Origin of the sequence: Streptomyces sp. NBC_00637 (assembly GCF_045161545.1) — a bacterium.
GTDB lineage: Bacteria > Actinomycetota > Actinomycetes > Streptomycetales > Streptomycetaceae > Streptomyces.
On sequence record NZ_CP109046.1, the window covers coordinates 7,623,835 to 7,649,243 of the forward strand.

Consider the following 25,409-nt stretch of genomic DNA (forward strand, 5'->3'; position numbering starts at 1 on the left):
GCGGCGCGGCGCCACCCCCGGTAGGCCCGGCCCGCCGCACTGCCCGGCCCATCGCACCGTCCGTCCGGGCCACGGCATCGTCCGGGCCACGGCATAGTCCGGCACCGCGCCGTCCGGTTACAGCGCGGCCCCGCCGTCGATCACCAGGTCGGTGCCGACGACGGACGCCGCGTCGTCCGACGCGAGATACAGCACCGCCTGGGCCACCTCGGCGGTCGACGACACCCGGCCCAGCGGCGACTGCTCCTTCATCCGCAGGCCACGTTCGGCCTCGGACTCGCCGGGCCGCAGTGACATCGCCGTGTCGGACGGGCCGGGGCTGACGGCGTTGATGCGCACACCGTCGCGCATGTGGTCCAGGGCGGCACCACGGGTCAGGGCGGTCACGGCCGCCTTGCTCGCGGCGTACGCGGTCAGGCCGCCGATCTGCCGGTGCACGCCGATGTTGGACGCCACGTTGACGATCGCACCACCGCGCGCCTGCGTCCGCATCTGCCGTATCTCGGCCCGCAGGGCGAGGAAGACACCGGTGAGGTTCGTGTCGACCATGGACCGCCAGTCCTCCTCGTCGACGTCGGCGAGGGGCCGTCCTGCCCGCAGGATCCCCGCGTTGTTGACGGCGACGTCGAGTGAGCCGAAGCGGTCGACGGCCGCCCGGACGAGCGCGTCCAGGTCGGCGGCGCGCGAGACGTCGGCGACCCGGGCGAACGCGGTCCCGCCGGCCCGCTCGACGAGCCCGACCGTCTCGTCGAGCGAGGCGCGGGTCCGCCCGGCCACGACGACCGAGGCCCCCTCGGCGGCGAAGGCCAGGGCGAGGGCGCGTCCGATACCGGAGCCACCACCGCTGACGAGTGCGGTGCGGCCGGAGAAACGGTTCCGAGACATGACAGTCCTTTCCGGACCGATCGTTCCCATATGTGGGCGGGTGAACGCGACGAGATCGGCCGGTCAAGGCGACCCCGACGGCTTCCGGGGGCCGGTCAGTCCAGCAGCGTGAGTGCCTGCTCCGCCGCCTCCCGCACCCGCGCGGGATCGGAGGAGGCCTTGCCGACCACCCGCAGTCCCTGGAGCAGCACCAGCAGCATGCGCGCCAGCCCGCGCGGATCACGCCCGGCCGGCAGTTCGCCCTGCGCCCGCGCGCGCGTCAACGCCGACTCCAGCAGAGTCTCCAGGTGCTCCCAGCTCCGCTCGACCCGGCGGGCGGCCGCGGCGTCGTGAGGCGCCATTTCCGCCGCCGTGTTGGTGACGAGGCACCCGTGCGCCCGGCTCGCCTCGTCCGTCGCCTCCGCGGCGAACCGGCGCACCACCGCACGCACCGCGCCGAGAGCGGACCCCGGCTGCGACAACTCGTCCAGGAGCAGCGGCTGGTACGTCTCCCCGTACCGGTCCAGCGCCTTCAGGTAGAGGTCGCGCTTGTTGCCGAAGGTCGCGTACAGACTGGCGCGGCCGATCCCCAGGTGCCCGACGAGGTCCGCCATCGAGGTGGCCTCGTAGCCGCGCCGCCAGAACAGCTCCAACGCCGACCACAGGGCCGCGTCCGGGTCGAATTCCTTGGTTCTGGGCATGAGGTGACGCTAGATCAAACGAGAACGAACGGTCAAGTATGGAGGGCGGTGCGGGATCAGTCGTCCTCGCAGGCGTCGGCGCGGAAGTCCTCGATCGAGGCGGTGAGATAACCGTCGTCGTCGGCGCCCCGCACGTCACCCGCGAAGTAGCGCACCCGGCCGGGCGCGAGCGCGGCCAGATCGGCCCCTGTGAAGGACACGTCGTCCGTGGACCACGAGTTGTCCTCGGTCGCCCCGTACAGGACGTACGTGCGCTGCCGTTCGAGCGCTGCCGGCACCGCCCGGTCGACGCTCCAGCCCTCGCCGCCGGTGTGCAGGGGCCAGGTGACGAAGCCGGTGGCCGGCTCGGCGCGGCTCCAGCGCCCCATGTCCTCGGACGCGTCGCCGCCGTCGTCGGCGTACAAGATCGCTGCGTCGACGTGATGGTGGCAGACCATCAGCACGCCGATTGGCTCTCCGTTCCCGGTCACCGTGATGCCCGCGACGCCCGCGATCGGCACCGTGCAGCCGGTCGAAGAGGCCAGTGCCGCCGCGCTGACGCAGGCCGCGACCGTGTACCGGATCCGCATGGCCACCCCCTGGAGAAGACTCACATCGTGAGGCCCCCGGCGCCAACGGACAAGCCGCGCTGCCCAGTTGTCACCGACCCCGCGCCACGGCCCGCAGCCGGTCGCGGACGCGGAGCGCATCGGGATCGGCTGCCCGGCGGCCGGGTCCGCGTCCTGACCGGCCGGACCCCATGTTCAACGGCCACCAGGCGTGGCTGGACGGCCGGGTCGGCGCCGCGTCGAAGTAGGTTGAAGCCATGACAGACCAACTGACCGTGAGCGTCCTCGGCACCGGCATCATGGGCGCCGCCATGGCCCGCAATCTCGCCCGGGCCGGCCACACCGTGCGCGCCTGGAACCGCACCCGCGCCAAGGCCGAGCCGCTCACCGCCGACGGCGTCCACGTGGCCGGCACCCCCGCCGAGGCCGTCGAGGGCGCGGATGTCGTCCTCACCATGCTCTACGACGGCCCCGCCGCCCTGGAGGTCATGCGCGAGGCCGCTCCCGGTCTGCGCGCCGGAGCGGCGTGGGCGCAGTCGACGACCGCCGGCACGGCAGCCCTCGGCGACCTGGCCGCCTTCGCACGCGCACACGATCTCGTCTTCTTCGACGCACCCGTCCTGGGCACCCGGCAACCCGCGGAGGCGGGGCAGCTGACCGTGCTGGCCGCGGGCCCCGGTGAGCACCGCGACGCGGTGGCGCCGGTGTTCGACGCGGTGGGCGCGCGGACGGTGTGGACCGGCGAGGACGGCGGCGAGGGCAGCGCGACCCGCCTGAAGCTGGTGGCCAACAGCTGGGTCATCGCGGCCACCGCCGCGGCCGGCGAGGTCCTCGCCCTGGCGCAGGCCCTGGACGTCGACCCGAACGCGTTCTTCGCGCTGATCGCGGGTGGCCCGCTCGACATGGGGTACCTGAAGGCGAAGACCGACCTGATCCGGGACGACCGGCTCTCGCCCGCCCAGTTCGCGGTCGCGACGGCGGTGAAGGACGCGCGCCTGATCGTCGAGGCCGGCCGTGAGAACGGCGTCCGCCTGGACGTGGCGGCGGCGAGCGCCGAGCGCCTGGAGCGGGCCGCCGCTCAGGGCCACGGCGACGAGGACATGGCCGCCGCCTACTTCGCCAGCTTCGACAAGAACGCCTGAGCTTTCGACCGGTACGCACGAACCGCGAGGAGATCCCGTGTCCAAGCCCCCGCTTCCGCCCGAGGCCGTCGAACTGCTGGGCCGCCCCAACCCCTGCGTGATGGCGACCCTGCGCTCCGACGGAGCCCCCGTCTCCACCCCCACCTGGTACGTCTGGGACGACGGGCGCGTCCTCATCAGCCTGGACGAGGGGCGGGTCCGACTCAAGCACCTGCGCCGCGACCCGCGCCTGACCCTCACCGTCCTCGACTCCGACGGCTGGTACACGCACGTCACCCTCATCGGACGGGCGGTAGAGCTGTACGAGGACGAAGGGCTGGCCGACATCGACCGCATCTCCACCCACTACACGGGCAAGCCGTACCCCGACCGGGTCCGCTCCCGGGTCAGCGCCTGGATCGAGATCGACCGCTGGCACGGCTGGGGCGCCCTGAAGGACAACGACCAGGCGTCCACATGAGCGTCCGCAGCCGGCCGGCCAACCAGTCCAGCCCAGCCCGGCGTTTCAGCGCCACTCGACGCCGAAGGCCCGCCCCGGGTTCTCCGTCAGGATCCGCTCGACGAGTTCCTCGCCCACGGCGAGGGCCAGCCGTTGCCGGACCCGGCGCAGCAGATACGGCATCCCGGGGCCGCCGTCGACCGAGCGGGCCGCCGCCGTCGTGGTGTCGCCGCCCAGCAGCAGCCGGTCGCCGAAACCGGCGTCGGCCAGGGCCCGGACGGCGTCCGGCATCCGCCAGTCGGTGGCGTGATGGGCGCGTGACGGGCCGTCGAAGGCGAGCCGGCAGCCCGCCTCGGCGGCCTGCCGGTGCACCACCTCGTCGGGCGCGCGGTTGAGGTGCCCCAGGATCACCCGGTGCGGGGGCACGCCCAGCTCCCCGCAGAGCAGGTCGATCACGTCGAGCGCGCCGGTGCCCAGTTCGAGGTGGACGGCGATCGGCGCGCCGGTGGCGTGATGCGCCTCGGCCGCCGCGGTCATGGTCCAGCGGGTGTGCGCGTCCAGGGCGTGGAACCCGCCCGCGACCTTGACGAGCCCGGCGCGCACCCCCGACGTCCCGATGCCCTCGGTCAGTTCGGCCACGAACGTCTCGGCGAGCCGGGGCCGCAGGCCGTCGAGCGTCGCCCGGTCGTAGTGGATGTCCTGGTGCAGCCCCGTCGCCGCCACCACATGCACCCCGGTCTCCCGGGACAGCGACGGCAGATCCGCCGCGCGCCGCCCGAGACCGTACGGCGTCCACTGCACGACCGCGTCACCGCCCTGCGCGCGGAACGCGGCCAGCTCGGCACCCGCCGCGGAGCGGCTGTTCAGCTCCTGACCGGGCAGCCGGGGGCTGGCGAAGAACAGGTGGTCGTGCGCGTCGCACACACCGAGCCGCCCGGCCGGCACGTCTCCGAGCACGGTCCGCACGGCGCTCACCACTGCCGGCCCCCGTCCAGGGCGGTCCGCCCCGGCGCCGACAGGTGCAGCACCTGGAACAGGTCGCCGTCGGCCTTAGGCGGGTCGTGCTCCCAGAGCGAGAAGCACACCCGTTCCCAGCGGCTCGTGTCCATGGCCGCCGCCGCGAGTACCGCCCCCTCCTCCCGCGCCAGCCGCCCGGCCTCGTCCGCCGCGTCCCGCGCCGTCTCGGACAGCACCGCTTCCTCCGGAACCGGCTCGCGCCGCCGTACGGCGAACAGGGCGGGGGAACCGGCGGCGACACCCTCCTCGTACGCCAGACCGGTCCACTGACGGACCGTCGGCCGCCCGAAGTCGTCGCTCAGCTTCCGGAAGCCGTCTCCCCAGAGGAAGGTGTTCATGCCCGCGACGGTGTTCCACAGGTAGAACGGCGCGTACTGGTTGACCGGCGAACCGTGCACCCCGCGTTCGCGCAGCAGGTACGCCTTCAGGCCGAGACCCTCCCAGTCGTCGAGCAGACGCCCCACACGGGACACGCGCGCGTGGATGACGCCCGTGTCGTAGTCGGCGGGCAGGGTGCGTTCGTACTGCATGGCGTGCATCGGACCTCCTACGCGGTCGGTCGAGGTGCGAGCAGGGAAAGCAGCCCGCGGACACCCGCGTCGAAGGCGGCCGGCGAACCGGACGCGCGGGCCAGGACGTACCCGCCCTGGACGGTCGCGACGACGGTGGCGGCGATCGCCTCGCCGTCCAGCCCGGCCCCGAACTGCCCCTGTTCCTTGCCCTCTTCGACCAGATGCGCGATCCGTTCACGGATCAGGTCGATCGTCGCGTCGACCGGCTCGCGCAGCTCGTCGCTCGCGATCACCTCCGGATCCATCGTGAGCCGCCCGACGGGGCAACCACGCAGCACGTCCCGCTCGCGGGTGAGGTAGGCCTCGATGCGCTCGTACGGCGTGCCAGGGCCGTCGAGTACTCCCTCGGCGGCAGCCCGCATCTCGTCGGCCGTCCGCCGGATCGCCGCCAGGGCGAGGTCGGGCTTGCCCTTGAAGTGGTGGTACATGCTGCCCTGCCCGGCGTCCGCACGCTCCAGGATCGCCTTGGGGCTGGTCCCCACGTAACCGCGCTCCCAGAGCAGCTCGCGGGTGGACTCGATCAGCCGCTCCGCGGTGCTCGACGCGTTCGACGCGCTCGACGTACTCATGGCATCCACTGTACATACTAGTAGTTACAGCCGTCGAGCCCACCGGCAGCCCTCACCGGACAGCCCTTGAGGGGCAGCGCGCACACGCGCGCGTACTCCCGTCGGGGTACGCGCACTGCCGCTGGCCGTACGACGACCCGGATCCCCGACCGGCGGGACTCTGGAAGCACCACCCAGACCCTCTGGGCGGACCACTTGAGGAGATGACCCGAGATGAACGCTCTGGCGAACTGGGACGGTGGCGGACCCGGCCCCTGGATCCTGTTCTTCCCGCTGATCTGGGCGGCCGTCGTCGTGGGCGTCGTCACGCTCCTGCGCCGCACCGTATGGCGAGGCCGCCGCGGTCCGTGGAACGCGGTCGCGGACACCCGGCCCACCGGCGACGCGCCACTGGCCGTCCTCGGCCGTCGCTTCGCCTCCGGTGAGATCGACGAGGACGAGTACTGGCGGCGGCTGTCCGTCCTGGACGAGCAGTTCGGCCGTACGGGCAAGGGCGGTGCGGCATGAGCACCGCCACCGCCACCACGGCCACGCGGAACGCCGCGCGGGTCGTCGACGCCGTGAAGGTGTACGGCGTCGGCGACACCGCCGTACGGGCCCTGGACGGGGTGAGCGTGGCCTTTCCGGCCGGACGGTTCACCGCGATCATGGGCCCGTCGGGCTCGGGAAAGTCCACCCTGATGCACTGCGCCGCCGGCCTGGACACCCTCACGTCGGGCACCGCGTACATCGGCGACACCGAACTGCGCACCCTCGACGACCGCCGCCTCACCCTCCTGCGCCGCGACCGGGTCGGTTTCGTCTTCCAGGCGTTCAACCTGGTGCCGACCCTGACCGTCGAGGAGAACATCCGGCTGCCGCTGGACCTGGCGGGCGAGCGGGGCGGGTCGGAGTGGCTCGATGCCCTCGTGGACGCCGTCGGACTGCGCGACCGGCTGCTCCACCGGCCCTCCGAGCTCTCCGGCGGCCAGCAGCAACGCGTCGCCGTGGCACGGGCGTTCGCGCGCCGGCCGGACGTCGTCTTCGCCGACGAGCCCACCGGCAACCTCGACTCCCGCGCCGGGGGAGAGGTGCTCGGGCTCCTCGCCCGCACCGTACGCAGGACCGGCCGCACGGTCGTCATGGTCACCCACGATCCGGTCGCCGCCGCCCACGCCGACGAGGTCGTCTTCCTCGCCGACGGACGGCTCGTGGACCGGATGGAGGCCCCGACCGCCGACCGCGTGCTCGACCGTATGAAAGCCTTCGAGGTGCCGTCATGAACGCGTCCCTGCGGCTCAGCCTCTCCTCGCTGCGCGCCCACCGTCGTCGCTTCGCCGGGACCTTCCTCGCCGTCTTCCTCGGCGTGGCCTTCCTGGCCGGAACGCTGGTCATGGGGGACACCCTGCGCGTCGGCTTCGACTCGATGTTCGGCGACGCGACCGCGGGCACCGACGCCGTCGTGCGCGGCGCCGACACCATCACCACCCCCGGCGAGAGCCAGGGCGTGCGACAACCCGTCCCCACGAACCTGGTCGGCGTCGTCGGGGCGCTTCCCGGCGTCGCGGCCGCCGCCCCCGACATCCAGGGCGCGGGGCAACTCGTCGGCGGTGACGGCGAGCCGATCGGCGGCCAGGGGCCGCCCACGGTCGCCGGCAACTGGATCACCGACGCGAAACTCAACCCCTACCGGCTCGCGCAGGGCCGCGCACCGGCCCGGTCCGGCGAGGTCGTCGTCAACCGGGGCGCCGCCGAGAAGGGCGGCCTGGAGATCGGCGACACCACCACGCTGCGCACCCCCGACCCCGTGCGCGTGAGGATCGTCGGACTCGCGACCTTCGGCGGCGAGGACGGCATGGCCCAGGTGACCTTCACCGGCATGACCCGCGCCGACGCCGAGAGGTACCTCACGGCCGGGCCGGGCCGGGCGACGAGCATCGTCGTGCGCGCCGACCCGGGGGTGAGCCAGGCGGAGCTCGTCGAGCGGCTGACTCCCGCACTGCCCGAGGGCGTCGAGGCCATCACCGGCCAGGAGGCGGCGCAGGAGAACACCGACATGATCGCCAGCCGGTTCCTGACGGTCTTCACCACGTTCCTCCTGGTGTTCTCCGGGGTGGCACTGCTGGTCGCGACCTTCTCCATCCACAACACGTTCGCGATCGTCGTGGCCCAGCGCGCCCGCGAGAACGCACTGCTGCGCGCGCTCGGCGCTTCCCGCCGTCAGGTCGCCGAGGCCACGCTCGTCGAGGCCGCCGTGGTCGCGGTGAGCGCTTCGGCCGCCGGACTCGCGGGCGGCATCGCCGTCGCCGCGGGGTTGCGGGCCCTGTTCCCCGCCATCGGATTCCCCTTCCCCGAGGGCGACCTGGTGATCGGCGCCCTGTCGCTGATCCTCCCCCTCGTGGTCGGCGTCCTGGTCTGCCTGGGGTCCGCGCTGCTGCCCGCCATGCGCGCCGGCCGCACCGCCCCGCTGGCCGCGCTGCGCGAGACCGCCGTGGACTCCTCCGGTGCCTCCCGCCCGCGCGCCGTCACCGGCGCGGTCCTGCTCGCCGTCGCCGTCGCCGTGACCCTCACCGGCGTCCTGGTGTCCCCGTCCCTGTGGCTGGCGGGAGGCGGCGCCGTCCTGGCCCTGATCGCCTTCGTCGTCCTCGGCCCGGTCGCCGCCGGCACGGCCGTACGCGTCCTCGGCAGCCCCGTGCACCGGCTGCGGGGCGTCACCGGCAGCCTCGCCCGCCGCAACGCCCTGCGCAGCCCGAAGCGGACGGCGGCGACCGCCGGAGCCCTGATGATCGGTGTCGCCGTGGTCTCCCTCTTCACCGTGTTCGGGGCCTCCCTCAAGGCGACCATGGACCAGACCGTCTCCCGCTCCTTCGCGGGCGACGTGGCCGTCAGCACCCCCTCCTTCGGCGCGGGCGGCAGCGGACTCAGTCCGAAACTCGCCCCGGCCCTCGGCGCACTGCCCGAGGTGGACACGGCCGTCGGGCTCGGCCGGGGAGTCGCCGAAGTCGACGGGAAGGGACGGGCGTTGACCGTCACCGACCCGGTCGCACTGCGCCGCACCTTCGACCTCGGCACCGTCCAGGGCGAACTGGGCGCCCTCAGGACCGACGGCATCGCGATCACCCGGCAGGAGGCGGACCGCCGTCACCTGGCCACCGGCGACACCACCCGGCTCGCCTTCACCGACGGCGACGAGAAGACGTTCACCGTACGGGCGGTCTACAGCCGCTCCGAACTCGCCGGCGACTACGTCATCACCCGCGCGGCCTGGGCCCCGCACCGCACCCAGGACGCCGACACCCTGCTCGCCGTCTCCTTCGCGGACGGGGTGAGCACGGCCGAGGGCAAGGCGGCCGTGGAGAAGGTCGCGGCCCACTACGGCAACCCCGAGGTGCAGACCCGCGACGAGTACGCGCGGTCCTCGGCCGGCGGCATCGACATGATGCTCACCCTGGTCTACGCCCTGCTCGCCCTCGCGGTCCTCATCGCGCTGCTGGGTATCGCCAACACGCTGACCCTGGCGATCCACGAACGCACCCGCGAACTCGGCCTGCTGCGGGCCGTCGGCCAGACCCGGTCCCAGTTGCGGGCCATGGTCCGCTGGGAGTCGGTCCTGGTCGCGGCGTTCGGCACGGCGGGCGGTCTGGCCCTCGGCGCCTTCCTCGGCTGGGTGCTGGTCCGGGCCTCCGACGGGGCGAGCGACAGCGCCTTCGCCTTCGCGCTGCCGCCCGCACGACTTGCCGTGGTGGCCCTGGTGGGCGTCACGGCCGGAGCTCTCGCCGGGCTGCGCCCGGCCCGGCGCGCGGCCCGTCTGGACGTGCTGCGGGCCATCGCCACGGAGTGACGTACGCCCGAACGGCGTACCCCCCGGGGACCGGTCACCGTCCCCCAGGGCCGGGCACGCCCCGAGGGTGACGTCACCGCCCGGTCAGCCGACGACGGCCGACCGGGCGGGGGCATGTGCGGGCCGCAGATCGTCCACGGAGACGACCTCCGTGAACCGGGGCGCGGCCTGCTCCCGGGGCGTACGACGCGGCGGACGCGCCGACAGCTCCCGGGTGGCGACGGGGGCCGGCAGCGTGAACCACACGACCTTGCCGGACTCGCCGTCCGGCCGGGCGCCCCAGCTCTCGCTCACCGCCGCCACCATGGCCAGACCGCGCCCGCAGGTGGAGAGCGCCTCGTCGTCCACGGCCCCCACGACGGGCAGGCGCGGATCGTGGTCACGGACGGAGACGGTGAGCCGGTCGAGCAGCAGCTCCATCTCCACGACGCACGTCTTGTCGGGCTGCGCGTGCAGGTGGACGTTGGTCAGCAGCTCCGTCACACCGAGCGCGGCGCGGTCTATGAGCGGATCCATATGCCAGTAGCGCAACTGCGCCGATACGATTCTGCGGACCTGGCCGATCCGCGACGGCAGGGCCTGAAGCTCGACCGTGCAGTGCCTGTTCGGGTTGGTGATCACGGCTGCGACTCCCCGACTTAGGTCCGGAAGAACACGGGATTCGGATCGAGCAGAGCGTCTGCGCAAGGCGGCCGCCTGCTGTCGTGGCCGGCGGGCTGGTTCGCAGCGTTATCGCCGGTAAACCCAGAGTGACGTGAGACCAGAGTGGCGCAGGGGCCGCGGTGCCGCAACTCGCGTGGGCCCGCTCACCCGTCCGGCCCCCTAGGCCTGCGCCGGCTCAGCCGCCGCGCCCCGCCGCCCTGCGCACGGCCTCGATGAAGCGGCGCGCCGCGGGTGGTCCGGGCTCGCCCGGCGCCGGGTCGTGGTCGCCGAGGGTCAGCAGATAGCGATGGCCGTTGAGGTCCGCCAACGCCCGGTCCTCCGGCGCGAACCAGGGCCTGGAGGCGCGGACCGCCTGCACGGGCGCGCTGTCGATCTCGCTGCCGTAGCTGGTCAGCAACTCCAGCCTGCCGTCGCTGATCCGGACCTGTCCGGCCCGGGTGAGCGAACGCAGCCGCTTGCCGATGCGCACGCCCGTGGCCGTGAACTCCGGCTCCGCCATGCCTCCCCGCCCCCTTGAGTTCCTGGGCGAGCCGAACCGTGCACCCGCGTGGGTCGTGATCCAGCCCGCGTCGTGATCGAACCCGTCCTCGGTCCAGTGTGCGCCCCCGTGCGGGACCCGCGTCCGGACCGGCGTCATCGCCCCGCCCGGACCTTCGCCCGACCCGGTGCAGTCTGCCCGCGCCCGGCGTCGAGCACCAGTGCGCACGACACCTCGGTGCCACCCGCCCGGAGCATTCGCCGGAATGCGCCCCCGTGCACTTAAAGCCGCCCCCCAGGGCCGCCTTTGAGGCCCTCAAAGGTGTGTTTATGCAGGTGAGAAGCGTGTGACTGGTGCTTATGATCGGTGCGTCGACCGCGCGGACCACCGTCGGCGCGAAGCCCCAAGGAGCCCAGCCGTGACCACCCCCCAGCCCGGCAGGACCGGTGCCACGCTCGACGTCGACCGCAGCGACACGGCCTACCGCGACTGGCTGAAAGAAGCCGTCCGCAAGGTCCAGGCCGACGCCAACCGCTCGGCCGACACCCATCTGCTGCGCTTCCCGCTCCCCGAGAAGTGGGGCATCGACCTGTACCTCAAGGACGAGTCGACCCACCCCACCGGAAGCCTCAAGCACCGGCTCGCCCGTTCGCTCTTCCTCTACGGCCTGTGCAATGGCTGGATCCGGCCGGGCCGCCCGGTGATCGAGGCGTCCAGCGGTTCGACGGCCGTCTCCGAGGCGTACTTCGCCAAGCTGATCGGCGTCCCCTTCATCGCGGTCATGCCGCGCACGACGAGCGCCGAGAAGATCCGCCTGATCGAGTTTCACGGCGGCCGGTGCCAGTTCGTCGACGACTCCCGCACGATGTACGAGGAGTCGGCCCGCCTCGCGGCGGACAGCGGCGGCCACTACATGGACCAGTTCACCTACGCCGAACGGGCCACGGACTGGCGCGGGAACAACAACATCGCCGAATCCATCTTCCGGCAACTGGAGCTGGAGCGGTTCCCGGAGCCCGCCTGGATCGTGGCCACGGCCGGCACCGGCGGCACCTCCGCGACCCTCGCCCGGTACGTCCACTACACCCAGCGCAACACCCGCGTCTGCGTCGCCGACCCGGAGAACTCGTGCTTCTTCGAGGGCTGGACCACCGGCGATCCGGACGTCACCTGCGACTGCGGCTCACGCATCGAGGGCATCGGCCGGCCGCGCATGGAGCCCAGCTTCGTGCCCGGCGCCGTCGACCGGATGATGAAGGTCCCGGACGCGGCCAGCGTCGCCGCCGTACGCGCCCTGGAGCGGGCCATCGGCCGCAAGGCGGGCGGCTCGACCGGCACCGGACTGTGGAGCGCGCTGAAGATCGTCGCTGAGATGGTGGCCGACGGCCACCGCGGCAGCGTCGTCACCCTGCTCTGCGACCCGGGCGACCGCTACCTCGACAAGTACTACTCCGACACCTGGCTCGCCGAGCAGGGCCTGGACATCGCCCCCTACACCACCGCGATCGAATCGCTGCTGGCCACGGGCGTGTGGCAGGCCTGACCCGGCGGTACGCGCGCCCGGCGGACCGGCCGGGGCGGGGCCGGGCGCTTCAGGGGGTGAGCCGGCGGTCCAGCGCGGTCACCGCGTTCCGGAACGACCGCCCCAGACCGGCCCCGGCCAGCCGAAGGACCGCCCGCAAGGCGACGTTCCCGTCGGCGCCGAACGTCCACTGCACCCGCGTACCCGCCCCCGCCGGCGACAGCCGCCACTCCTCGACCAGCGCGCGCAGGCCCGGCGCGTTGGTCACGTCCACACGGTAGGCGTAGAGCTCCGCCTCCTTCGCCACGAGCACCGTCTCCCGGAAACGCCCGCCGCCGGTGAGCCGTACGTCGCGTCCCGCGCCGTCGTCCAGAGGCCGGATGGACGTCACGCCCGGGAACCACTGCGCCCAGCCGGACACGTCCTCGGCGAGGGCACGGAAGACGCGCTCGGGGGGAGCGGACATCTCCCGGGTGAAAACCAGCCGTACGGGAGCGGACTCGACGAAGGCGAGTCCTTCGGGACGCAGCCGGTGAGCCATGTGCGCGACCTCCTCAGGGCGAGGAAACGGGTGCGTCACCCTAGCCGCAGGCCCCTCAGATGTCTGTACCCTCACCGGGCTCGCCCGCGACCACCAGCCGCCGCAGATGCTCGGAGACCTCCACACGGGCCGCCTCCGGCAGTCCCGCGTCCGTCACCAGCGTGTCGACCTGCTCCAGCGCCGCGAACGAACTCAGGCCCACCACACCCCACTTGGTGTGGTCCGCGACCACCACGACCCGGCGCGCCGACTGCACCAGGCGCCGATTGGTCTCGGCCTCCGCGAGGTTCGGCGTCGACAGACCGGCCTCGGCCGATATGCCGTGCACACCGAGGAACAGGACGTCGAAGTGGAGCGCCGCGATGGCCTGGTCGGCGACCGGACCCACCAGCGAGTCGGACGGCGTACGCACCCCACCGGTCAGGACGACCGTGGCCGCGCCCTGCCGGGGGCCCGAGGTGCGCTGCGCCACGTGGAAGACATCGGCCACCCGCACCGAGTTCGTCACCACGGTCAGATCCGGCACGTCCACCAGGTGGTGGGCCAGCGCGTACGTCGTCGTACCGCCCGACAGCGCGATCGCGCTGCCCGGCGCGACGAGTTCCGCCGCCGCCTTCGCGATGTCCTCCTTGGCGGTCAGCTCCAGACCCGACTTCGCCTCGAAGCCCGGCTCGTGGGTGCTCGCGTCCACCACCGGCACCGCACCGCCGTGCACCTTCTCCAGGACACCCTGGCGCGCCAGCGCGTCGAGGTCGCGGCGCACGGTCATGTCCGACACGCCGAGCTTGCGGGTCAGCTCGTTGACCCGTACGCCGCCCCGGCGGCGTACCTCGTCCAGGATCAGGGCGCGGCGCTGCTCCGCGAGGAGGTTCTGATTCTCACTCACGTACGCTCCGGTCCTTTCCCTCGACCCGTCCGACAGGCCCGCTCACCTGCTCCGACGAGGCCGTTCTCGCCGATTCCGGTGCGGGGGCGTCCCATCCTCGCACGGCCGGCTCACAGCTGGTCCACCACCCCGACGCGTGCATGCCACTCAGCTGTGGAGTGGGCGTTCCCCAGCGGGGCCGGGGAGGTTCCGTGACGGGAGGTGTATCACGCCCTGGAAGTGGCGATCCTTAAGTCCGCACGGACGCATGTCGAAGGCGTGTCACGGGGGAAGTGCGAACAGTGGAACGTGCCTCAGCGGACAGAACGGCCCTGGAACTCCTGGTCCACGGCGTGGGCGGCGCCACGCCCGAGAAGATGCTGAACGACCCGCGCACGGTGCGGATCACCGGCGACGACACGGCGGCCGTGTTCCGGCGCGCGGACGACGTCGGCGCGGAGACCGGCCCCGCCGACGACCGAGGCCGCGCGGCCCCGGTTCCCGAGGCCTATGTCTGGTCCAACCTCACCTCCGGCAACGGCACCCGCGCCCTGTGGCTCCTGCTGCTGCCGTTCATGGTCGTCAACCTCGCCCACTGGATGCGCCCCGCCGCACGCGAGGGCCTGCGCGCGGTGCGTCTGTACGGACTGCTCGTGCGGCTCGCGGCGCTCAGCCTGACCGTGCTGCTCGTCGCCGCGGCCTGCGAGGTCGCCCTCGACCTGACCGCCTGGCAGTGCGCGGGCACGACCGCGTGCGCCGAACGTCACTCCTGGCTGGGCTTCCTCTCACCGGCGGTCTCCGACGGCGGCTGGTGGAGCCTGCCGGGCCGCCGGCTCGCCCTCGCCGCCCTGGTCCCGACCGCCCTCGTCGGGCTCCTGTGGTACCTCTCCCACCGCACCTGGCGGGCGTACGAGTCCCAGGAGCCCCTCGACCGCGCCGCCGAACCCGAGAACGGCCCCGGCCACACCGCGCTGGGCCGGCCCGGCTTCTGGTACGGGCGACGGCTGGTGGCCCGCCTGCGCGCGGCACACACCGCGGCGGGACTGCTGACCGTGGCCGCCGCGGTCGGCACGGCGGCCGTACGACAGGACCGCCGGCCCGGCGGCCCCGCCCTCCTCGACGCCCTCGGCCGGCTGCTGGAGGCGTCCCTGGTGGCGGGCGCGCTGGCCACGGTGTGGGTGGTGTGCCGCCGGGGCCGCAGCGAGCACCGCCTCGACCGCCGTATCGACGCGCACCTCGTGCACCGGCTGCCGTCGGCCGCCCTCGTCCTGCTCGCCCTCACCCTGGTGTACGCCGGATGGGAGCGCCCGGGCTGGCACTCCGACGGCAGGCTCCCCGGCGACGCGACCTTCGGCGGCCTCGCCCTCGCCCAGGGCGCCCTGGTGATCGCCCTCGCGGCCGTCGCCCGCGTCCTGCACCACTGCCCGCGTGAGCGCTCCGCGTCCGCGCCGGCGTCCGCGCCGGAATCCCCGCCCGCGGACGGGGACACCGCCGTCGAGCGGGTTCAGCTCGCCCAGCAGGAGCGCTGCGCCCTGCGCGGGCTCGGTGGGCCCGCTGTCGCGATGCTGGCCTGTGCGCTCGGCGGGGTGATGTCCGGCGGAGTGTCGCAGCGGGTGTCGGACTGGCTGGACGGCACCGGGACCTTCCTCGACGGACCGCCCGTGCTGCTGATCTGGCAGGCGGCCGTGATCCCCGTACTGCTCGTCGTCCTGCTGGTGCTGTGCGCACTGCTCGCCCGGCAGACCTGGTCGCTCACCCGGGCCGAACAGGAAGCGGTGGGCCGCGCCTACGGTGTCGGGCGAGGCGACCCGGCCCGCACCCGTCGCATCGCCCGCGCCCGCGCGATGGCCACACTCACCGACCGCGGTCCCCTCCTCGTCGCCGTGATCTCCACCGCGACGCTGCTTCTGGGCGCCGGCGCGCTCGTCGGCGCCTTCGGCACCGGGAAGACCCCGGTCCGCGCCGGGGACGGAGCCCCGCCCTTCGTCCAGGGCGTCGCCCAGACCGCACAGGCGATGGGCTCCTGGCTCATCGGCCTCGGCTTCGTCCTCTTCGTCACCTGGGGCCGACGCGCCTACAAGGACGCCTCCGCGCGGCGCACGATCGGCATCCTCTGGGACGTCGGCACGTTCTGGCCGCGCGCCGCGCACCCCTTCGCCCCGCCCTGCTACGCCGAGCGTGCCGTCCCCGACCTGACCTGGCGGATGGCGAGCTGGACCCGCGCCACGGGCGGACGGCTGGTGATCTCCGGTCACTCCCAGGGCAGCGTCCTCGCGGCCGCCGCGGCCTGGCAGCTGACACCCTCCGACCGCAAACGGGTCGCCCTGCTCACCTACGGCTCACCGATCGAGCGCCTCTACGGCCGCTGGTTCCCGGCCCACTTCGGTCCGGCCGCGCTCGCCGCCCTGCACGAGGACATCGCCTGCTGGCGCAACCTGTACCGGCTCACCGACCCCATCGGGGGCCCGGTCCGGCTGACCGGCGACGACTGCGGGCCCCAGGTGGACCGCGAGCCCCTCGCAGACCCGCTGGCGTACGGCCGCGACGAGGAACACCCGCTGCCCGCGCCCATCCTGGGCCACTCCGACTACCAGGCCGACCCGGCGTTCGCGCAGGAGCGCGAGAAGCTGCTGGGCCGGCTGCGACCGGAGCTGCCCGTGCAGCGCGCCTGAACGGATCAGGGCAGCTCGGGCAGGTCCTCCGCGTACAGCAGGGTCAGGTCGTCCTTGTTCGGCTCCGCCACCTGGGCGACCCGGCTCGCGTGCCGTTCCACCATCGCCTCGAACGTCTGGCGCGCGGTACGCCCGTTGCCGAAGGCGGGTCCCTTGGGAAGTTCCGTGAAGTACTTGCGCAGGGCGTCCGCGGTGCCCGCGGCGAGCCGGTACTCGTGCTCCTCGGCCTGCTGTTCCACGATCCGCAACAGCTCGTCGGGACCGTAGTCGCCGAAGGTGATGGTCCGTGAGAAACGGGACGCCACACCGGGGTTGACCGAGAGGAAGCGCTCCATCTCCGCCGTGTAGCCCGCCACGATCACCACCACGGAGTCCCGGTGGTCCTCCATCAGCTTCACCAGGGTGTCGATGGCCTCCTTGCCGAAGTCGCGGCCCGCGTCCTCCGGCGACAGCGCGTACGCCTCGTCGATGAACAGCACACCGCCGTGCGCCCGTTGGAAGGCCTCCTGGGTGCGGATCGCCGTCGAGCCGATGTGTTCGCCGACCAGGTCGACGCGGGACACCTCGACGAGATGGCCCTTCTCCAGGACGTCCAGGGCGGCGAGGATCTCGCCGTAGAGACGGGCGACCGTCGTCTTCCCGGTGCCGGGGGAGCCGGTGAAGACCAGATGGCGCTTGACGGACGCGGCCTTGAGCCCGGCCTGCTGACGGCGCCTGCCCACCTCGATCATGTCGATGAGGGCCCGCACCTCGCGCTTGACGCTCTCCAGACCCACCAGCGTGTCCAGCTCGCCGAGCACGTCCTTGGAGGAACGCGTCGACGGCTCCGGCTCGCCGGCGGCCCGCCGCGCCTCCGGCTCGGTGACCCGCTGCTCGGGGACCGCACCCAGCAGACCCGGTGATGGGGAGGTCGCCTGCACCACCGTCTCCGGCGCCGTCGCGGCCCCGGCCGCCCGTACGCCCGCGCTCTCGTCGCCGGTGCAGTCCTCGACCACGGGACCGGAGCCCGAACCCGCGTCCGCCCCGGCGTCGGCGAACTCGTAACCGCCGCGCGCGCAGCGCTCCGTACGGCACTTGCGCAGCGTGGTACGGCTGCCGTCTATCACGTGGAAGCCGTAGCCGCCGCTGTTCGTCACCCGGCAGTTCAGGAAGGTGCCGCGGCCGCCGGCCGACACGTAGAATCCGGCCTCGGCGGGGGAGTCGACGGTGCAGCGCTCGACGGTGGGATCGGCGCCCTTGGTGACGATCACTCCGGTCTGCGTGCTGTCCACGGTGCAGTTGTTGAGCGTGCCGCCGCTGCCGTGGTCGCGGAACCACGCGCCGGTCGCCGCGTCCCGGATCCGGCAGTCGTCGAGCTGGGCGGTCGCCCCGTCGCTCACCGACACGGCCGTGTTGCGCACCTGGGACAGGTCGCTGTCCACGACGTCCGCGCGGGAGCCCCGGTCGAGGACGAACAGGGCGTCGGGCACGTCGTGCACCCGGCAGGAGTCGAGGACCGCGGTGGCGCCGTCGCTGACCCAGACGGCCGGGTAGTCGCCGGTGCTGTCGAAGATCTCGCACTGGTTGGCGTCCACGCGGGTGCCCGGGTCCCACACCGACAGCCCGTTGCGACCGAACTGACGCACCGTCGTGCGGGTCAGCGTGAGTACGGAACGGGAACGCAGGTCGACCGCGTTCTCCGGGATGTCGTGGATACGGCAGTCGGCCAGGGTCAGCACGGCGTCCGTGTCGAGCGTGACGCCGTCGGACGTCGTGCGGTGCACATCGCAATCGGTGAGGTGCGCGGTGGCCCGGGCGGTGATCTGGACACCGCTGCCCCTGACCTCGTAGACCTCGCAGCCCACCGCCTCCAGTGAGGAGTTGTCGCCGGTCGCGCTGAGACCCGCGCCCGACGTGTGGTGCACCCGGCAGCGCTCCAGCCTCGGGTGGGCTCCGCCGCGCACCGAGACGCCGGCCTGACCCGCCGCGACGACCTCGCACTCCTCGAAGACCCCGCCGCCGCCGTCGACCACCGCGATGCCGATGCCCGCGGGGTTGTCGACGGTGCACCGCCGCACCGTCGGGCGGGCACTGCCCCGCACCTCGATGCCGGCCGCGGACCGCGTGACGATCCGCAGGTCCAGCAGCTCCGGGGTGCCCTCCTCGACGAGCACCGCGGGCGCGGCCGCGTCCTGGCCCTCCACGTGCAGGTCCTGTACCACCGCCGAGGCGCGCACGGTCAACGGCACCCCGTCCAAGGGCGCGAGGCGCACGGAACCGGGGGAGCACTCGGGGCCGCGCAGTGTCACCGACCGCTCCACGACCAGGTTCTCCCGGTAGGTTCCCGGAGCGATGGTGAGGACGTCACCCTCGGCCGCGGCCTCCAGGGCGGCGGCGAGCGACGCGTACTCACCCGTGCGGCGCCGCCACCTCGATGTGCCGGTGTGCGTCACCTGGACCGTGCCCTGTGCCATGGCGTTGATGTGCCCCCACCTCGTGGTACGCGGGTTGATGCCGAATGCTTCGGCCGGACCACCGTAGCGTGCGCGCGGGTGGTGGGTTGACCAGAGACGGAAGGCCGTCAGCTGCCGGTGCCGGTGCGGCCCCAGTCCGGGCCCGCCCGGTCCCAGGCCTGGTCCCAACGGGCGTGCCGGCGACGGACCATGCGCCAGACGATCACCCGCCGAGCGCCCTCGACGGCGCCCGCGGTGAGCAGGGCCGAGCCGAAGCCGGCGAGCACGGCGTGCGTCGTCGCCGTGGCGGAGTCCAACGGGCGGGCCACCAGGGCACCGTGGCCGTCCGTCCATATCGCGAAGTGGTCGCCGCCGTGCGGGGTTCTCAGGCCCGCAAGGATCGTCCCGTGCCGTGCCGTGCCGTCCGGCGCCGTCCAGTCCGCGACGACCCGGGTGCGGGCCTCCCGGCCGGTGGCCGTCTCCGGATCCACCTCCAGCGGCGAACCGGCCACCTTGCGCACCACGGTGGCCGTGATCTGGTGGCGGGACTGCCGCTGCTCGTGCACCGACTGCTGGAGGGCGCCCTGCGCCACGGCGCCGACCACGGAACCCACCACGGGCGCGACGAGGAGGATCAGCAGCAGGGCCGACAAGGCCACCCACGCCTCGACCAGATCCGTCGTACGGCACAGCGGGTTGTGTCGCCAGCGCCAGATTCCGCCGATCGCTCGCACCGCCCGCACCCCCTTCCCGCTCCGTGATAACCCCCGTTGGAGCCGTTCACGCGCGAGCCCGGGGAAAGAGAGAGCGAAATCACCAGAGCCCGGGACCTCTCATGAACTTCTCACCCGATCCCAACGCTTCGGAGCCGGGCGGGGGTTCCCACGGATCGTCCCGGCGTGCGAGCCGGGCCGGAACTATGCGATGACGCGCACCGGATCGCCGATCCCGATCGTGCCGGGACCGAGCGGCACCAGGTTCTGTCCGAAGATCAGCTTCCCGCCGAGGCGCCGATGCCGGCCCAGGGTGTGGAGGGGCTCCCTGCCGCGTGTCGCGGTGCCCTGATCGGTGGTGGTCACGACGCATCGGCCGCACGGCTTGGCGACCCGGAACTCGACCTCGCCGACGGCGAGGCGCGACCAGCCGTCCTCCGCCCACGGCTCGGTGCCCGTCAGCACCAGGTTCGGCCGGAAGCGGTTCATCGGCAGGGGGCCCTCCGCGGCGTGCTCGCCCTGGGCGATCAGCGAGTTGAGGGCGTCGAGGGAAGCGGTCGTGGTGACCAGCAGCGGATATCCGTCGGCGAAGGTGACGGTCTCGCCGGGCCGCGCGTACCCGGGATCGACGGGCCGACGGGTCGCGGGGTCGTCCATGTGCACCAGCCGTACGTCGGCGCCGAGGTGGGCGCTGCACCAGGCGTGCGCGGTGTCGTCGGCGAGGACCCCCTCCACCTTGTCACGGAAGATCTCCATCGACACCGTGCCCACCGGCTCGGGCACCGGCACGGTCAGCGGCTCCAGACCGGGCGCGGACAGACGGACGCCGCCGCCGGGCAGAAGCTCGGCGGCGGCCAGCGCGAGGCGCGGCTGCTGACGTTGTGTGACGACCTTTCCCCCGTGGTCGATCAGCGCCCAACGTCGGTCCCCGGCCAGCCCCCAGGGCTCCACGACGGCCTCCCGGGGCGCCTGGCCCCGGAACGCCTTGACCGGATGGACGTGAATCGACAGCAGCTCCGCTTGCATGGGGCCATCCTGCCAGGTGGCAGCGACGACCCCCTGGGCTCAGTATCCCCGGTACTGCTGGTTGTACGGATCCTGGTACTGCGGCGCGGCGGGCCGGGGCGCGGCCGGGCGCATGGCGTCGTAGCCCGTGCCGGGGCCTCCCTGGCGCGGCTGCTGCTGCGCCTGGGGCCCGGGGTAACCGCGCGGCGCGACGGCCTGCGGCGGGATGTACGCCGCCGGAGCCTGCTGCAACGGCGCGGGCTGGTACGCCTGCGGGTAGCCGTAGGACTGCGAGGGGCCCGCCGGGAGGGCGGGCAGCGCCGACGGCAACGCGGGCAGGTTGTTGCTGCCCATGTCGTACGCGGCGGGGACCCGGATCGGGGCGATCTGCGGGGTGCCCCGCTCGGCCACGAGCGAGTCGTAGATCGGGGTGTCCGGGAAGGAGGCGTAGTAGCCGCCGCCATAGGTGGAGCGGGGGGAGGTCATGGCACATAAGGTAAGCCCACGATGTGCTGGTTGGGGAGACCGATAAGAGGGTTGATTTCCGTGTCCGCAGTGGCTTCGGACCCCCAATGCGAGCGAACTTGGGAAAAAAGGACGGCGAGCGCCCTCCCGATCGTGTAAAGGCCGAGTTCCGAGCGGGTTACCGGCGGTTGGTCAGGGCTGATCCTGCGCCCCCGATGGGAGTTCGGCGCCCCGCGGAATAGGTTGGCCGGAAAGACCACCCGAGGGTGCCGAGGCGCGCGGCCCGGTGCACTGACACGCGATGGGGGCGTACATGTCAATGTCGAAGGGGTCCAATGCTCCGGTGCCGACCACGGCGCTGCGGGTCGAACTGGGCTGGGGCTCGGGAACGGGCGTTCCGGACGCGGACGCGTCGGCGCTGCTGCTGGTGGGCGGCAAGGTCCGGTCCGACGCGGACTTCGTCTTCTACAACCAGCCGGCCCACTCCTCCGGAGCCGTCCGCCACGAGGGCAAGCGCGACGCCGGGGGCCGGGTGACCGACAGCCTTCTCGTCGACCTCGCGCGCGTGGAGCCCGCCATCGAGACCATCGTCCTGGCGGCGTCGTCGGACGGCGGCTCGTTCGGCCAGGTGCCGGGCCTCTACATCGAAGTACGGGACGCGGCGCAGGGCACCGTCGTGGCGCGGTTCGACAGCGCCGGCGCGACCGTGGAGACGGCCTTCGTGCTCGGGGAGTTCTACCGCCGCCAAGGCGCCTGGAAGTTCCGGGCGGTCGGACAGGGCTACGGCAGCGGCCTCGAAGGCCTGGCCACCGACTTCGGGATCACCGTTGACGAGCCGCAGCAGGCGACCGCCCCGGCCCCGCCCGCCCGCCAGGCGCCGCCTGCCCAGCCGCCGACCATGCCCGCCTTTCCGGCCACGGTGCCCCCGCCCGTCCACCAGGCCCCGCCGCCTCCGCCGCCGGCCCCGCCCGTCGCACCGGTCCGGCTGACCAATGTGACACTGACCAAGGCCGCCCCCTCGGTGTCCCTGAGCAAGCAGGGCGGCACCTCGGGCGCCCTGCGCGTGAACCTGAACTGGGAGGTGCGCAAGCAGTTCTCCGGGTGGGGCAGCAAGCGCGGCCGCGCGGTCGCCATGCACAACGACCTCGACCTCGACCTGTGCGCCCTGTTCGAGCTCGCCGACGGCCGCAAGGGCGTGGTCCAGGCCCTCGGCAACGCCTTCGGCGCCCTGCACCAGCCGCCGTACATCCACCTCGACGGCGACGACCGTACCGGCGCAGTATCGAGCGGTGAGAACCTCACCGTGAACCTCGACCGCAAGAACGACTTCCGGCGCATCCTCGTCTTCGTGACCATCTACGAGGGCGCCCGTTCCTTCGCCGACCTGCACGCCACGGTCACGCTGCAACCTCAGTTCGGCGCCGCGATCGACTTCTCCCTGGACGAGTGCACGGTCCCCTCGACCGTGTGCGCGCTGGCGCTGATCACCAACAACGGGGGTGACCTCGTCGTCCAGCGCGAGGCCCGCTACCTCGTCCCCGAACGCGGGGTGAGCCCGCAGCGGACCGTCGACCACGCCTATGGGTGGGGCATGAACTGGACGCCCGGCCGCAAGTAGCGGCCCTCCACGGCCGGGGCCCCGTCACCGGGGCCCGTGAGCCGACGGCTCAGCCCTCGTCGGCGAGGGGGTCCGGACGGGAGTAGGTGCGGCCCTTCCAGGCCGCGCCGCGCCCCCGGTAGTGCCGGACCGCGGAGTCGACCGTCATCAGCAGATAGAGGAACGCGGTGAACGGCAGCAGCGGGGCGAGCCACAGCGGCTGACGGTAGTACCGCAGCATCGGGACGTACGTCCCCGCCATCACCAGCCAGGACAGACCGCCGAGCGCCGCGGTGGCCGCGGCACCGGCGGCGAGCCCGCCGAGCAGGGCGAGCGGCGGCACCAGGTACACCAGCGCGAGGCCGAGGACCGTCCCGGTCAGCAGGAGCGGACTGTGCCGCAACTGCGCGTAGGCACTGCGCGAGACCATCCGCCACAGGTCGTGCAACCGCGGGTACGGGCGCACGCTGTCCACGCGGTCGGCCAGCCCCAGCCAGATATGGCCGCCCGCGCCCTTCACGGCCCGCGCGAGGGCCACGTCGTCGATGACGGCGTGCCGGATGACGTCCGGGATCCGCACCCGTTCGGCCGCGTCGGCGCGCAGCAGGACGCAACCGCCCGCCGAGGCCGCCGTCCGCGCCCCGCGACGGCCGATCCGCCGGAAGGGATAGAGCTGCGCGAAGAAGTACACGAAGGCGGGCACCACCAACCGCTCCCACAGGCTCTCCACCCGCAGCCGCGCCATCTGGGAGACGACGTCGAACCCCCCGGTGCGCGCCGCCGCCACCAGCTCCCGCAGGCTGTCGGGCCGGTGCGCGATGTCGGCGTCCGTGAGGAGGAGGTACTCGGGTTCACGCGCGCGTGCCAGACCGATGCCGTGCTTCACCGCCCACAGCTTCCCGGTCCAGCCCGCGGGAGGCTCGCCCGGTGCCTCCACGGTCAGCGGAAGCCCGCCGTACCGCCGGGCGAGCGTGCGCGCCAGTTCCCCCGTGCCGTCGGAGCTGCCGTCGTCGACGAGGAAGATCTCCGCCTGCCCCGGGTAGTCCTGCGCGAGCAGGGAGGGCAGGCTCGCGGGCAGCACCGCCGCCTCGTCGCGCGCGGGGACGACGACACAGACGGACGGCCACTCCCGCGGCTCCTCCCGGGCCGGCAGCCTGACGTCCGTGCGCCAGAAGAAGCCCTGACAGAGCAACAGCCACAGCCAGGCGGCCAGACTCACGGCGGCGATCCACACGTTGGCGCTCACGCGCGCAGTCTGCCCCACGCCCCCGGGCCGCAAGAGCACATCGTCTATGGTGGCCGGGTGAAGATCGCGCTCATGGACTCCGGAATCGGCCTGCTGGCGGCCACCGCCGCGGTATGGCGCCTGCGGCCCGACGCCGATCTCGTGCTCTCCCTCGACCCCGACGGCATGCCCTGGGGCCCGCGCACCCCGCAGGACCTCACCGAGCGTGCCGTGGCCGTGGCCGAGGCCGCCGCCGCGCACCGGCCCGAGGCCCTCATCGTCGGCTGCAACACGGCGACCGTGCACGCCCTGCCCGCGCTGCGGGCCCTCCTCGAACCCGGCATCCCGGTGATCGGCACCGTCCCGGCGATCAAGCCGGCCGCGGCCGGCGGCGGTCCCTTCGCGATCTGGGCCACCCCCGCCACCACCGGCAGCCCCTACCAGCGCAACCTCATCCAGGACTTCGCCGGTGACGTCACCGTCGTCGAGGTGCCCTGCTGGGGACTGGCCGAGGCCGTCGAGCACGCGGACGAGGCGGCGATCGACGCCGCGATCACCGCGGCCGCCGCCCTCACCCCCGAGGAAGTGACGACCGTCGTCCTGGGCTGCACCCACTACGAACTGGTCGCCGACCGCATCCGGGCCGCCGTGCAGCGCCCCGAGCGGCCGCCGCTCGTCCTGCACGGGTCGGCCGGGGCCGTGGCCGCGCAGGCGCTGCGCCGCATCGGCGCGGGCCCCGCGCCCGAGGCGGCGGCGCCCGGCACCGTGACGGTCCTCCTCAGTGGCCGTCCGGGCGGTCTCCCGGCGCCCGCCCTGGCCTACGCGGAAGGCCGGCTGCTGGAGGCCGTCAGCCCCGCCCGGTGACCGACGGGCCCGGAGCGGGCCTGTGGGGCGGCCGACCGGCCAGGCGGAGCAGTCACCCTGCGCGACGTGCTGGCGGCGCAGCGAAACCTGAGTAATCTCATGAATATGAGGGACCACCCCCACGACGAGAGCATCCCGCTTCCCGACGTCCCGCATGCAGACGCCCCGCATCCCGACGTGTGGACCGGGCGTGCCACCAACCGGTTCCAGTGGGTGCTGGCGCTCGTCGGCGCCGCCTGCATGGCGCTCGGTATCGCGCTCGCCGTCGGATCCGCCTGGACGTCGGGTATCGCCCCGCTCGCCATGTCCGTCGTCGGCTGTATCGCCGCCGGGCTGCTGGTGCTGTTCGGCACCCTCGCCTTCGTCCATGTCGATCTGAAGCTCGACAAGGAATCCCTCGAGGTGCGCTGCGGCCACATCGGGCTGCCGCGCCGGCGCATCCCGCTCGCGCATGTCGCCGGGGCCGACTTCGAACCACTCGTCACGCCGCGCCACTGGGGCGGCTGGGGCTATCGCTGGCGGCCGGAGAAGGGCACGGCCGTCGTGGTCCGCCGGGGCGAGGGCGTGGTCCTGAGGCTCTGGGACGGTCACACGTTCACGATCACCGTGGACGACGCGGAGTCGGCGGTACGCGTCATCAGGGAACGGCTGCGGACGGGCGCCCCCGGCTCGACTCCCTGACCGCCCGCGGCACG

Annotated in this window: 25 protein-coding genes; 10 read left to right on the top strand and 15 right to left on the bottom strand. The window is 73.2% G+C overall.

Translation table 11 applies throughout. The features are described 5' to 3' along the window. Nucleotides 1-117: 117 nt before the first annotated feature. The 3 genes from OG440_RS33615 to OG440_RS33625 all read right to left on the bottom strand — a co-directional run bounded on the left by OG440_RS33615 (nt 118) and on the right by OG440_RS33625 (nt 2,158). A complete protein-coding gene (locus OG440_RS33615) occupies nt 118-885 on the bottom strand; it encodes an SDR family NAD(P)-dependent oxidoreductase (protein ID WP_406010510.1) in 768 nt (255 codons plus the stop codon). 95 nt (nt 886-980) lie between these two features. Next, the gene (locus tag OG440_RS33620) at nt 981-1,565 is read right to left on the bottom strand and encodes a TetR/AcrR family transcriptional regulator (protein ID WP_406010511.1); all 585 of its coding nucleotides are present in this window, start codon (nt 1,563-1,565) and stop codon (nt 981-983) included. Nucleotides 1,566-1,621: 56 nt separating this feature from the next. Beyond that, a complete protein-coding gene (locus OG440_RS33625; protein ID WP_406010512.1) occupies nt 1,622-2,158 on the bottom strand; it encodes a hypothetical protein in 537 nt (178 codons plus the stop codon). Nucleotides 2,159-2,370: 212 nt separating this feature from the next. On the opposite strand from OG440_RS33625, the gene OG440_RS33630 reads away from it, so the two are divergent. Together OG440_RS33630 and OG440_RS33635 are read left to right on the top strand one after the other, a co-directional pair. Further along, nucleotides 2,371-3,255, top strand: a complete 885-nt coding sequence (locus OG440_RS33630) for an NAD(P)-dependent oxidoreductase (protein WP_406010513.1) — start codon at nt 2,371-2,373, stop codon at nt 3,253-3,255. 37 nt (nt 3,256-3,292) lie between these two features. Then, entirely contained in the window at nt 3,293-3,715 is a 423-nt protein-coding gene (locus OG440_RS33635; RefSeq protein ID WP_406010514.1) for a PPOX class F420-dependent oxidoreductase, read from the top strand. Nucleotides 3,716-3,760: 45 nt separating this feature from the next. Here OG440_RS33635 and OG440_RS33640 read toward each other — a convergent pair whose 3' ends face one another. From OG440_RS33640 to OG440_RS33650, 3 genes are read right to left on the bottom strand one after another with little or no spacing between them, the layout of a single operon-like run. Further along, complete coding sequence (locus tag OG440_RS33640; RefSeq protein WP_406010515.1) at nt 3,761-4,669, bottom strand: phosphotriesterase; 909 nt, start codon at nt 4,667-4,669, stop codon at nt 3,761-3,763. Continuing rightward, nucleotides 4,666-5,250 (bottom strand): DUF4865 family protein, encoded by a 585-nt coding sequence (locus OG440_RS33645; RefSeq protein WP_406010516.1) that lies wholly within the window; start codon nt 5,248-5,250, stop codon nt 4,666-4,668. Before OG440_RS33645 ends, OG440_RS33640 begins: the two co-directional genes overlap by 4 nt. An 8-nt stretch (nt 5,251-5,258) precedes the next feature. Further along, nucleotides 5,259-5,852, bottom strand: coding sequence for a TetR/AcrR family transcriptional regulator (locus tag OG440_RS33650; protein ID WP_406010517.1), 594 nt, complete (start codon nt 5,850-5,852; stop codon nt 5,259-5,261). Between the two features lie 213 nt (nt 5,853-6,065). On the opposite strand from OG440_RS33650, the gene OG440_RS33655 reads away from it, so the two are divergent. The 3 genes from OG440_RS33655 to OG440_RS33665 are packed head-to-tail and all read left to right on the top strand — an operon-like array spanning nt 6,066 to nt 9,672. Continuing rightward, entirely contained in the window at nt 6,066-6,359 is a 294-nt protein-coding gene (locus OG440_RS33655; protein WP_406010518.1) for an SHOCT domain-containing protein, read from the top strand. Continuing rightward, nucleotides 6,356-7,114, top strand: a complete 759-nt coding sequence (locus tag OG440_RS33660; RefSeq protein ID WP_406010519.1) for an ABC transporter ATP-binding protein — start codon at nt 6,356-6,358, stop codon at nt 7,112-7,114. The genes OG440_RS33655 and OG440_RS33660 overlap by 4 nt, the downstream gene beginning before the upstream one ends. Then, nucleotides 7,111-9,672 carry an ABC transporter permease gene (locus OG440_RS33665; protein WP_406010520.1) on the top strand — a complete coding sequence of 854 codons (2,562 nt, stop codon included), beginning with the start codon at nt 7,111-7,113 and terminating at the stop codon, nt 9,670-9,672. Before OG440_RS33660 ends, OG440_RS33665 begins: the two co-directional genes overlap by 4 nt. Before the next feature lie 84 nt (nt 9,673-9,756). On the opposite strand, the gene OG440_RS33670 is transcribed toward OG440_RS33665, so the two are convergent. Both OG440_RS33670 and OG440_RS33675 read right to left on the bottom strand, forming a co-directional pair. Next, complete coding sequence (locus tag OG440_RS33670) at nt 9,757-10,293, bottom strand: ATP-binding protein (RefSeq protein ID WP_406010521.1); 537 nt, start codon at nt 10,291-10,293, stop codon at nt 9,757-9,759. 217 nt (nt 10,294-10,510) lie between these two features. After that, a complete protein-coding gene (locus OG440_RS33675) occupies nt 10,511-10,834 on the bottom strand; it encodes a hypothetical protein (protein WP_406010522.1) in 324 nt (107 codons plus the stop codon). 397 nt (nt 10,835-11,231) lie between these two features. On the opposite strand from OG440_RS33675, the gene OG440_RS33680 reads away from it, so the two are divergent. Further along, a complete protein-coding gene (locus OG440_RS33680) occupies nt 11,232-12,356 on the top strand; it encodes a PLP-dependent cysteine synthase family protein (protein WP_406010523.1) in 1,125 nt (374 codons plus the stop codon). Nucleotides 12,357-12,405: 49 nt separating this feature from the next. Here OG440_RS33680 and OG440_RS33685 read toward each other — a convergent pair whose 3' ends face one another. Both OG440_RS33685 and OG440_RS33690 read right to left on the bottom strand, forming a co-directional pair. After that, entirely contained in the window at nt 12,406-12,876 is a 471-nt protein-coding gene (locus tag OG440_RS33685) for an SRPBCC family protein (RefSeq protein ID WP_406010524.1), read from the bottom strand. Between the two features lie 55 nt (nt 12,877-12,931). Further along, nucleotides 12,932-13,762 (bottom strand): DeoR/GlpR family DNA-binding transcription regulator, encoded by an 831-nt coding sequence (locus OG440_RS33690; RefSeq protein WP_406010525.1) that lies wholly within the window; start codon nt 13,760-13,762, stop codon nt 12,932-12,934. 281 nt (nt 13,763-14,043) lie between these two features. Here OG440_RS33690 and OG440_RS33695 point away from each other — a divergent pair, with 281 nt between their 5' ends. Beyond that, complete coding sequence (locus tag OG440_RS33695) at nt 14,044-16,413, top strand: hypothetical protein (RefSeq protein ID WP_406010526.1); 2,370 nt, start codon at nt 14,044-14,046, stop codon at nt 16,411-16,413. Nucleotides 16,414-16,418: 5 nt separating this feature from the next. Here OG440_RS33695 and OG440_RS33700 read toward each other — a convergent pair whose 3' ends face one another. The 4 genes from OG440_RS33700 to OG440_RS33715 form a co-directional block, all read right to left on the bottom strand. Further along, the gene (locus OG440_RS33700; protein WP_406010527.1) at nt 16,419-18,866 is read right to left on the bottom strand and encodes a right-handed parallel beta-helix repeat-containing protein; all 2,448 of its coding nucleotides are present in this window, start codon (nt 18,864-18,866) and stop codon (nt 16,419-16,421) included. 107 nt (nt 18,867-18,973) lie between these two features. Then, on the bottom strand, nt 18,974-19,579 hold the full coding sequence (locus OG440_RS33705) for a hypothetical protein (protein WP_406010528.1): 606 nt from the start codon (nt 19,577-19,579) through the stop codon (nt 18,974-18,976). 183 nt (nt 19,580-19,762) lie between these two features. After that, nucleotides 19,763-20,584, bottom strand: a complete 822-nt coding sequence (locus tag OG440_RS33710; RefSeq protein WP_406010529.1) for an MOSC domain-containing protein — start codon at nt 20,582-20,584, stop codon at nt 19,763-19,765. Nucleotides 20,585-20,623: 39 nt separating this feature from the next. Then, nucleotides 20,624-21,049 (bottom strand): DUF6643 family protein, encoded by a 426-nt coding sequence (locus tag OG440_RS33715; RefSeq protein ID WP_406010530.1) that lies wholly within the window; start codon nt 21,047-21,049, stop codon nt 20,624-20,626. A gap of 280 nt (nt 21,050-21,329) precedes the next feature. Between OG440_RS33715 and OG440_RS33720 the strand changes: the two genes are divergently transcribed. After that, the gene (locus OG440_RS33720; RefSeq protein WP_406010531.1) at nt 21,330-22,646 is read left to right on the top strand and encodes a TerD family protein; all 1,317 of its coding nucleotides are present in this window, start codon (nt 21,330-21,332) and stop codon (nt 22,644-22,646) included. A 49-nt stretch (nt 22,647-22,695) separates the two neighbouring features. Here OG440_RS33720 and OG440_RS33725 read toward each other — a convergent pair whose 3' ends face one another. Then, complete coding sequence (locus OG440_RS33725) at nt 22,696-23,889, bottom strand: glycosyltransferase (protein WP_406011533.1); 1,194 nt, start codon at nt 23,887-23,889, stop codon at nt 22,696-22,698. Between the two features lie 39 nt (nt 23,890-23,928). Between OG440_RS33725 and OG440_RS33730 the strand changes: the two genes are divergently transcribed. After that, nucleotides 23,929-24,714, top strand: coding sequence for a glutamate racemase (locus OG440_RS33730; RefSeq protein WP_406010532.1), 786 nt, complete (start codon nt 23,929-23,931; stop codon nt 24,712-24,714). A 105-nt stretch (nt 24,715-24,819) separates the two neighbouring features. Beyond that, nucleotides 24,820-25,395, top strand: a complete 576-nt coding sequence (locus OG440_RS33735) for a hypothetical protein (protein ID WP_406010533.1) — start codon at nt 24,820-24,822, stop codon at nt 25,393-25,395. The last annotated feature ends 14 nt before the right edge of the window (nt 25,396-25,409 follow it).

What these genes read in the sequence shown, in the direction of transcription:
- OG440_RS33615 (WP_406010510.1), bottom strand. Translation starts at nt 885, where the DNA reads ATGTCTCGGAACCGTTTCTCCGGCCGCACCGCACTCGTCAGCGGTGGT.
- OG440_RS33710 (WP_406010529.1), bottom strand. Translation starts at nt 20,584, where the DNA reads ATGCAAGCGGAGCTGCTGTCGATTCACGTCCATCCGGTCAAGGCGTTC.
- OG440_RS33650 (WP_406010517.1), bottom strand. Translation starts at nt 5,852, where the DNA reads ATGAGTACGTCGAGCGCGTCGAACGCGTCGAGCACCGCGGAGCGGCTG.
- OG440_RS33660 (WP_406010519.1), top strand. Translation starts at nt 6,356, where the DNA reads ATGAGCACCGCCACCGCCACCACGGCCACGCGGAACGCCGCGCGGGTC.
- OG440_RS33735 (WP_406010533.1), top strand. Translation starts at nt 24,820, where the DNA reads ATGAGGGACCACCCCCACGACGAGAGCATCCCGCTTCCCGACGTCCCG.
- OG440_RS33675 (WP_406010522.1), bottom strand. Translation starts at nt 10,834, where the DNA reads ATGGCGGAGCCGGAGTTCACGGCCACGGGCGTGCGCATCGGCAAGCGG.
- OG440_RS33685 (WP_406010524.1), bottom strand. Translation starts at nt 12,876, where the DNA reads ATGGCTCACCGGCTGCGTCCCGAAGGACTCGCCTTCGTCGAGTCCGCT.
- OG440_RS33700 (WP_406010527.1), bottom strand. Translation starts at nt 18,866, where the DNA reads ATGGCACAGGGCACGGTCCAGGTGACGCACACCGGCACATCGAGGTGG.
- OG440_RS33715 (WP_406010530.1), bottom strand. Translation starts at nt 21,049, where the DNA reads ATGACCTCCCCCCGCTCCACCTATGGCGGCGGCTACTACGCCTCCTTC.
- OG440_RS33620 (WP_406010511.1), bottom strand. Translation starts at nt 1,565, where the DNA reads ATGCCCAGAACCAAGGAATTCGACCCGGACGCGGCCCTGTGGTCGGCG.
- OG440_RS33630 (WP_406010513.1), top strand. Translation starts at nt 2,371, where the DNA reads ATGACAGACCAACTGACCGTGAGCGTCCTCGGCACCGGCATCATGGGC.
- OG440_RS33720 (WP_406010531.1), top strand. Translation starts at nt 21,330, where the DNA reads ATGGGGGCGTACATGTCAATGTCGAAGGGGTCCAATGCTCCGGTGCCG.
- OG440_RS33645 (WP_406010516.1), bottom strand. Translation starts at nt 5,250, where the DNA reads ATGCACGCCATGCAGTACGAACGCACCCTGCCCGCCGACTACGACACG.
- OG440_RS33665 (WP_406010520.1), top strand. Translation starts at nt 7,111, where the DNA reads ATGAACGCGTCCCTGCGGCTCAGCCTCTCCTCGCTGCGCGCCCACCGT.
- OG440_RS33655 (WP_406010518.1), top strand. Translation starts at nt 6,066, where the DNA reads ATGAACGCTCTGGCGAACTGGGACGGTGGCGGACCCGGCCCCTGGATC.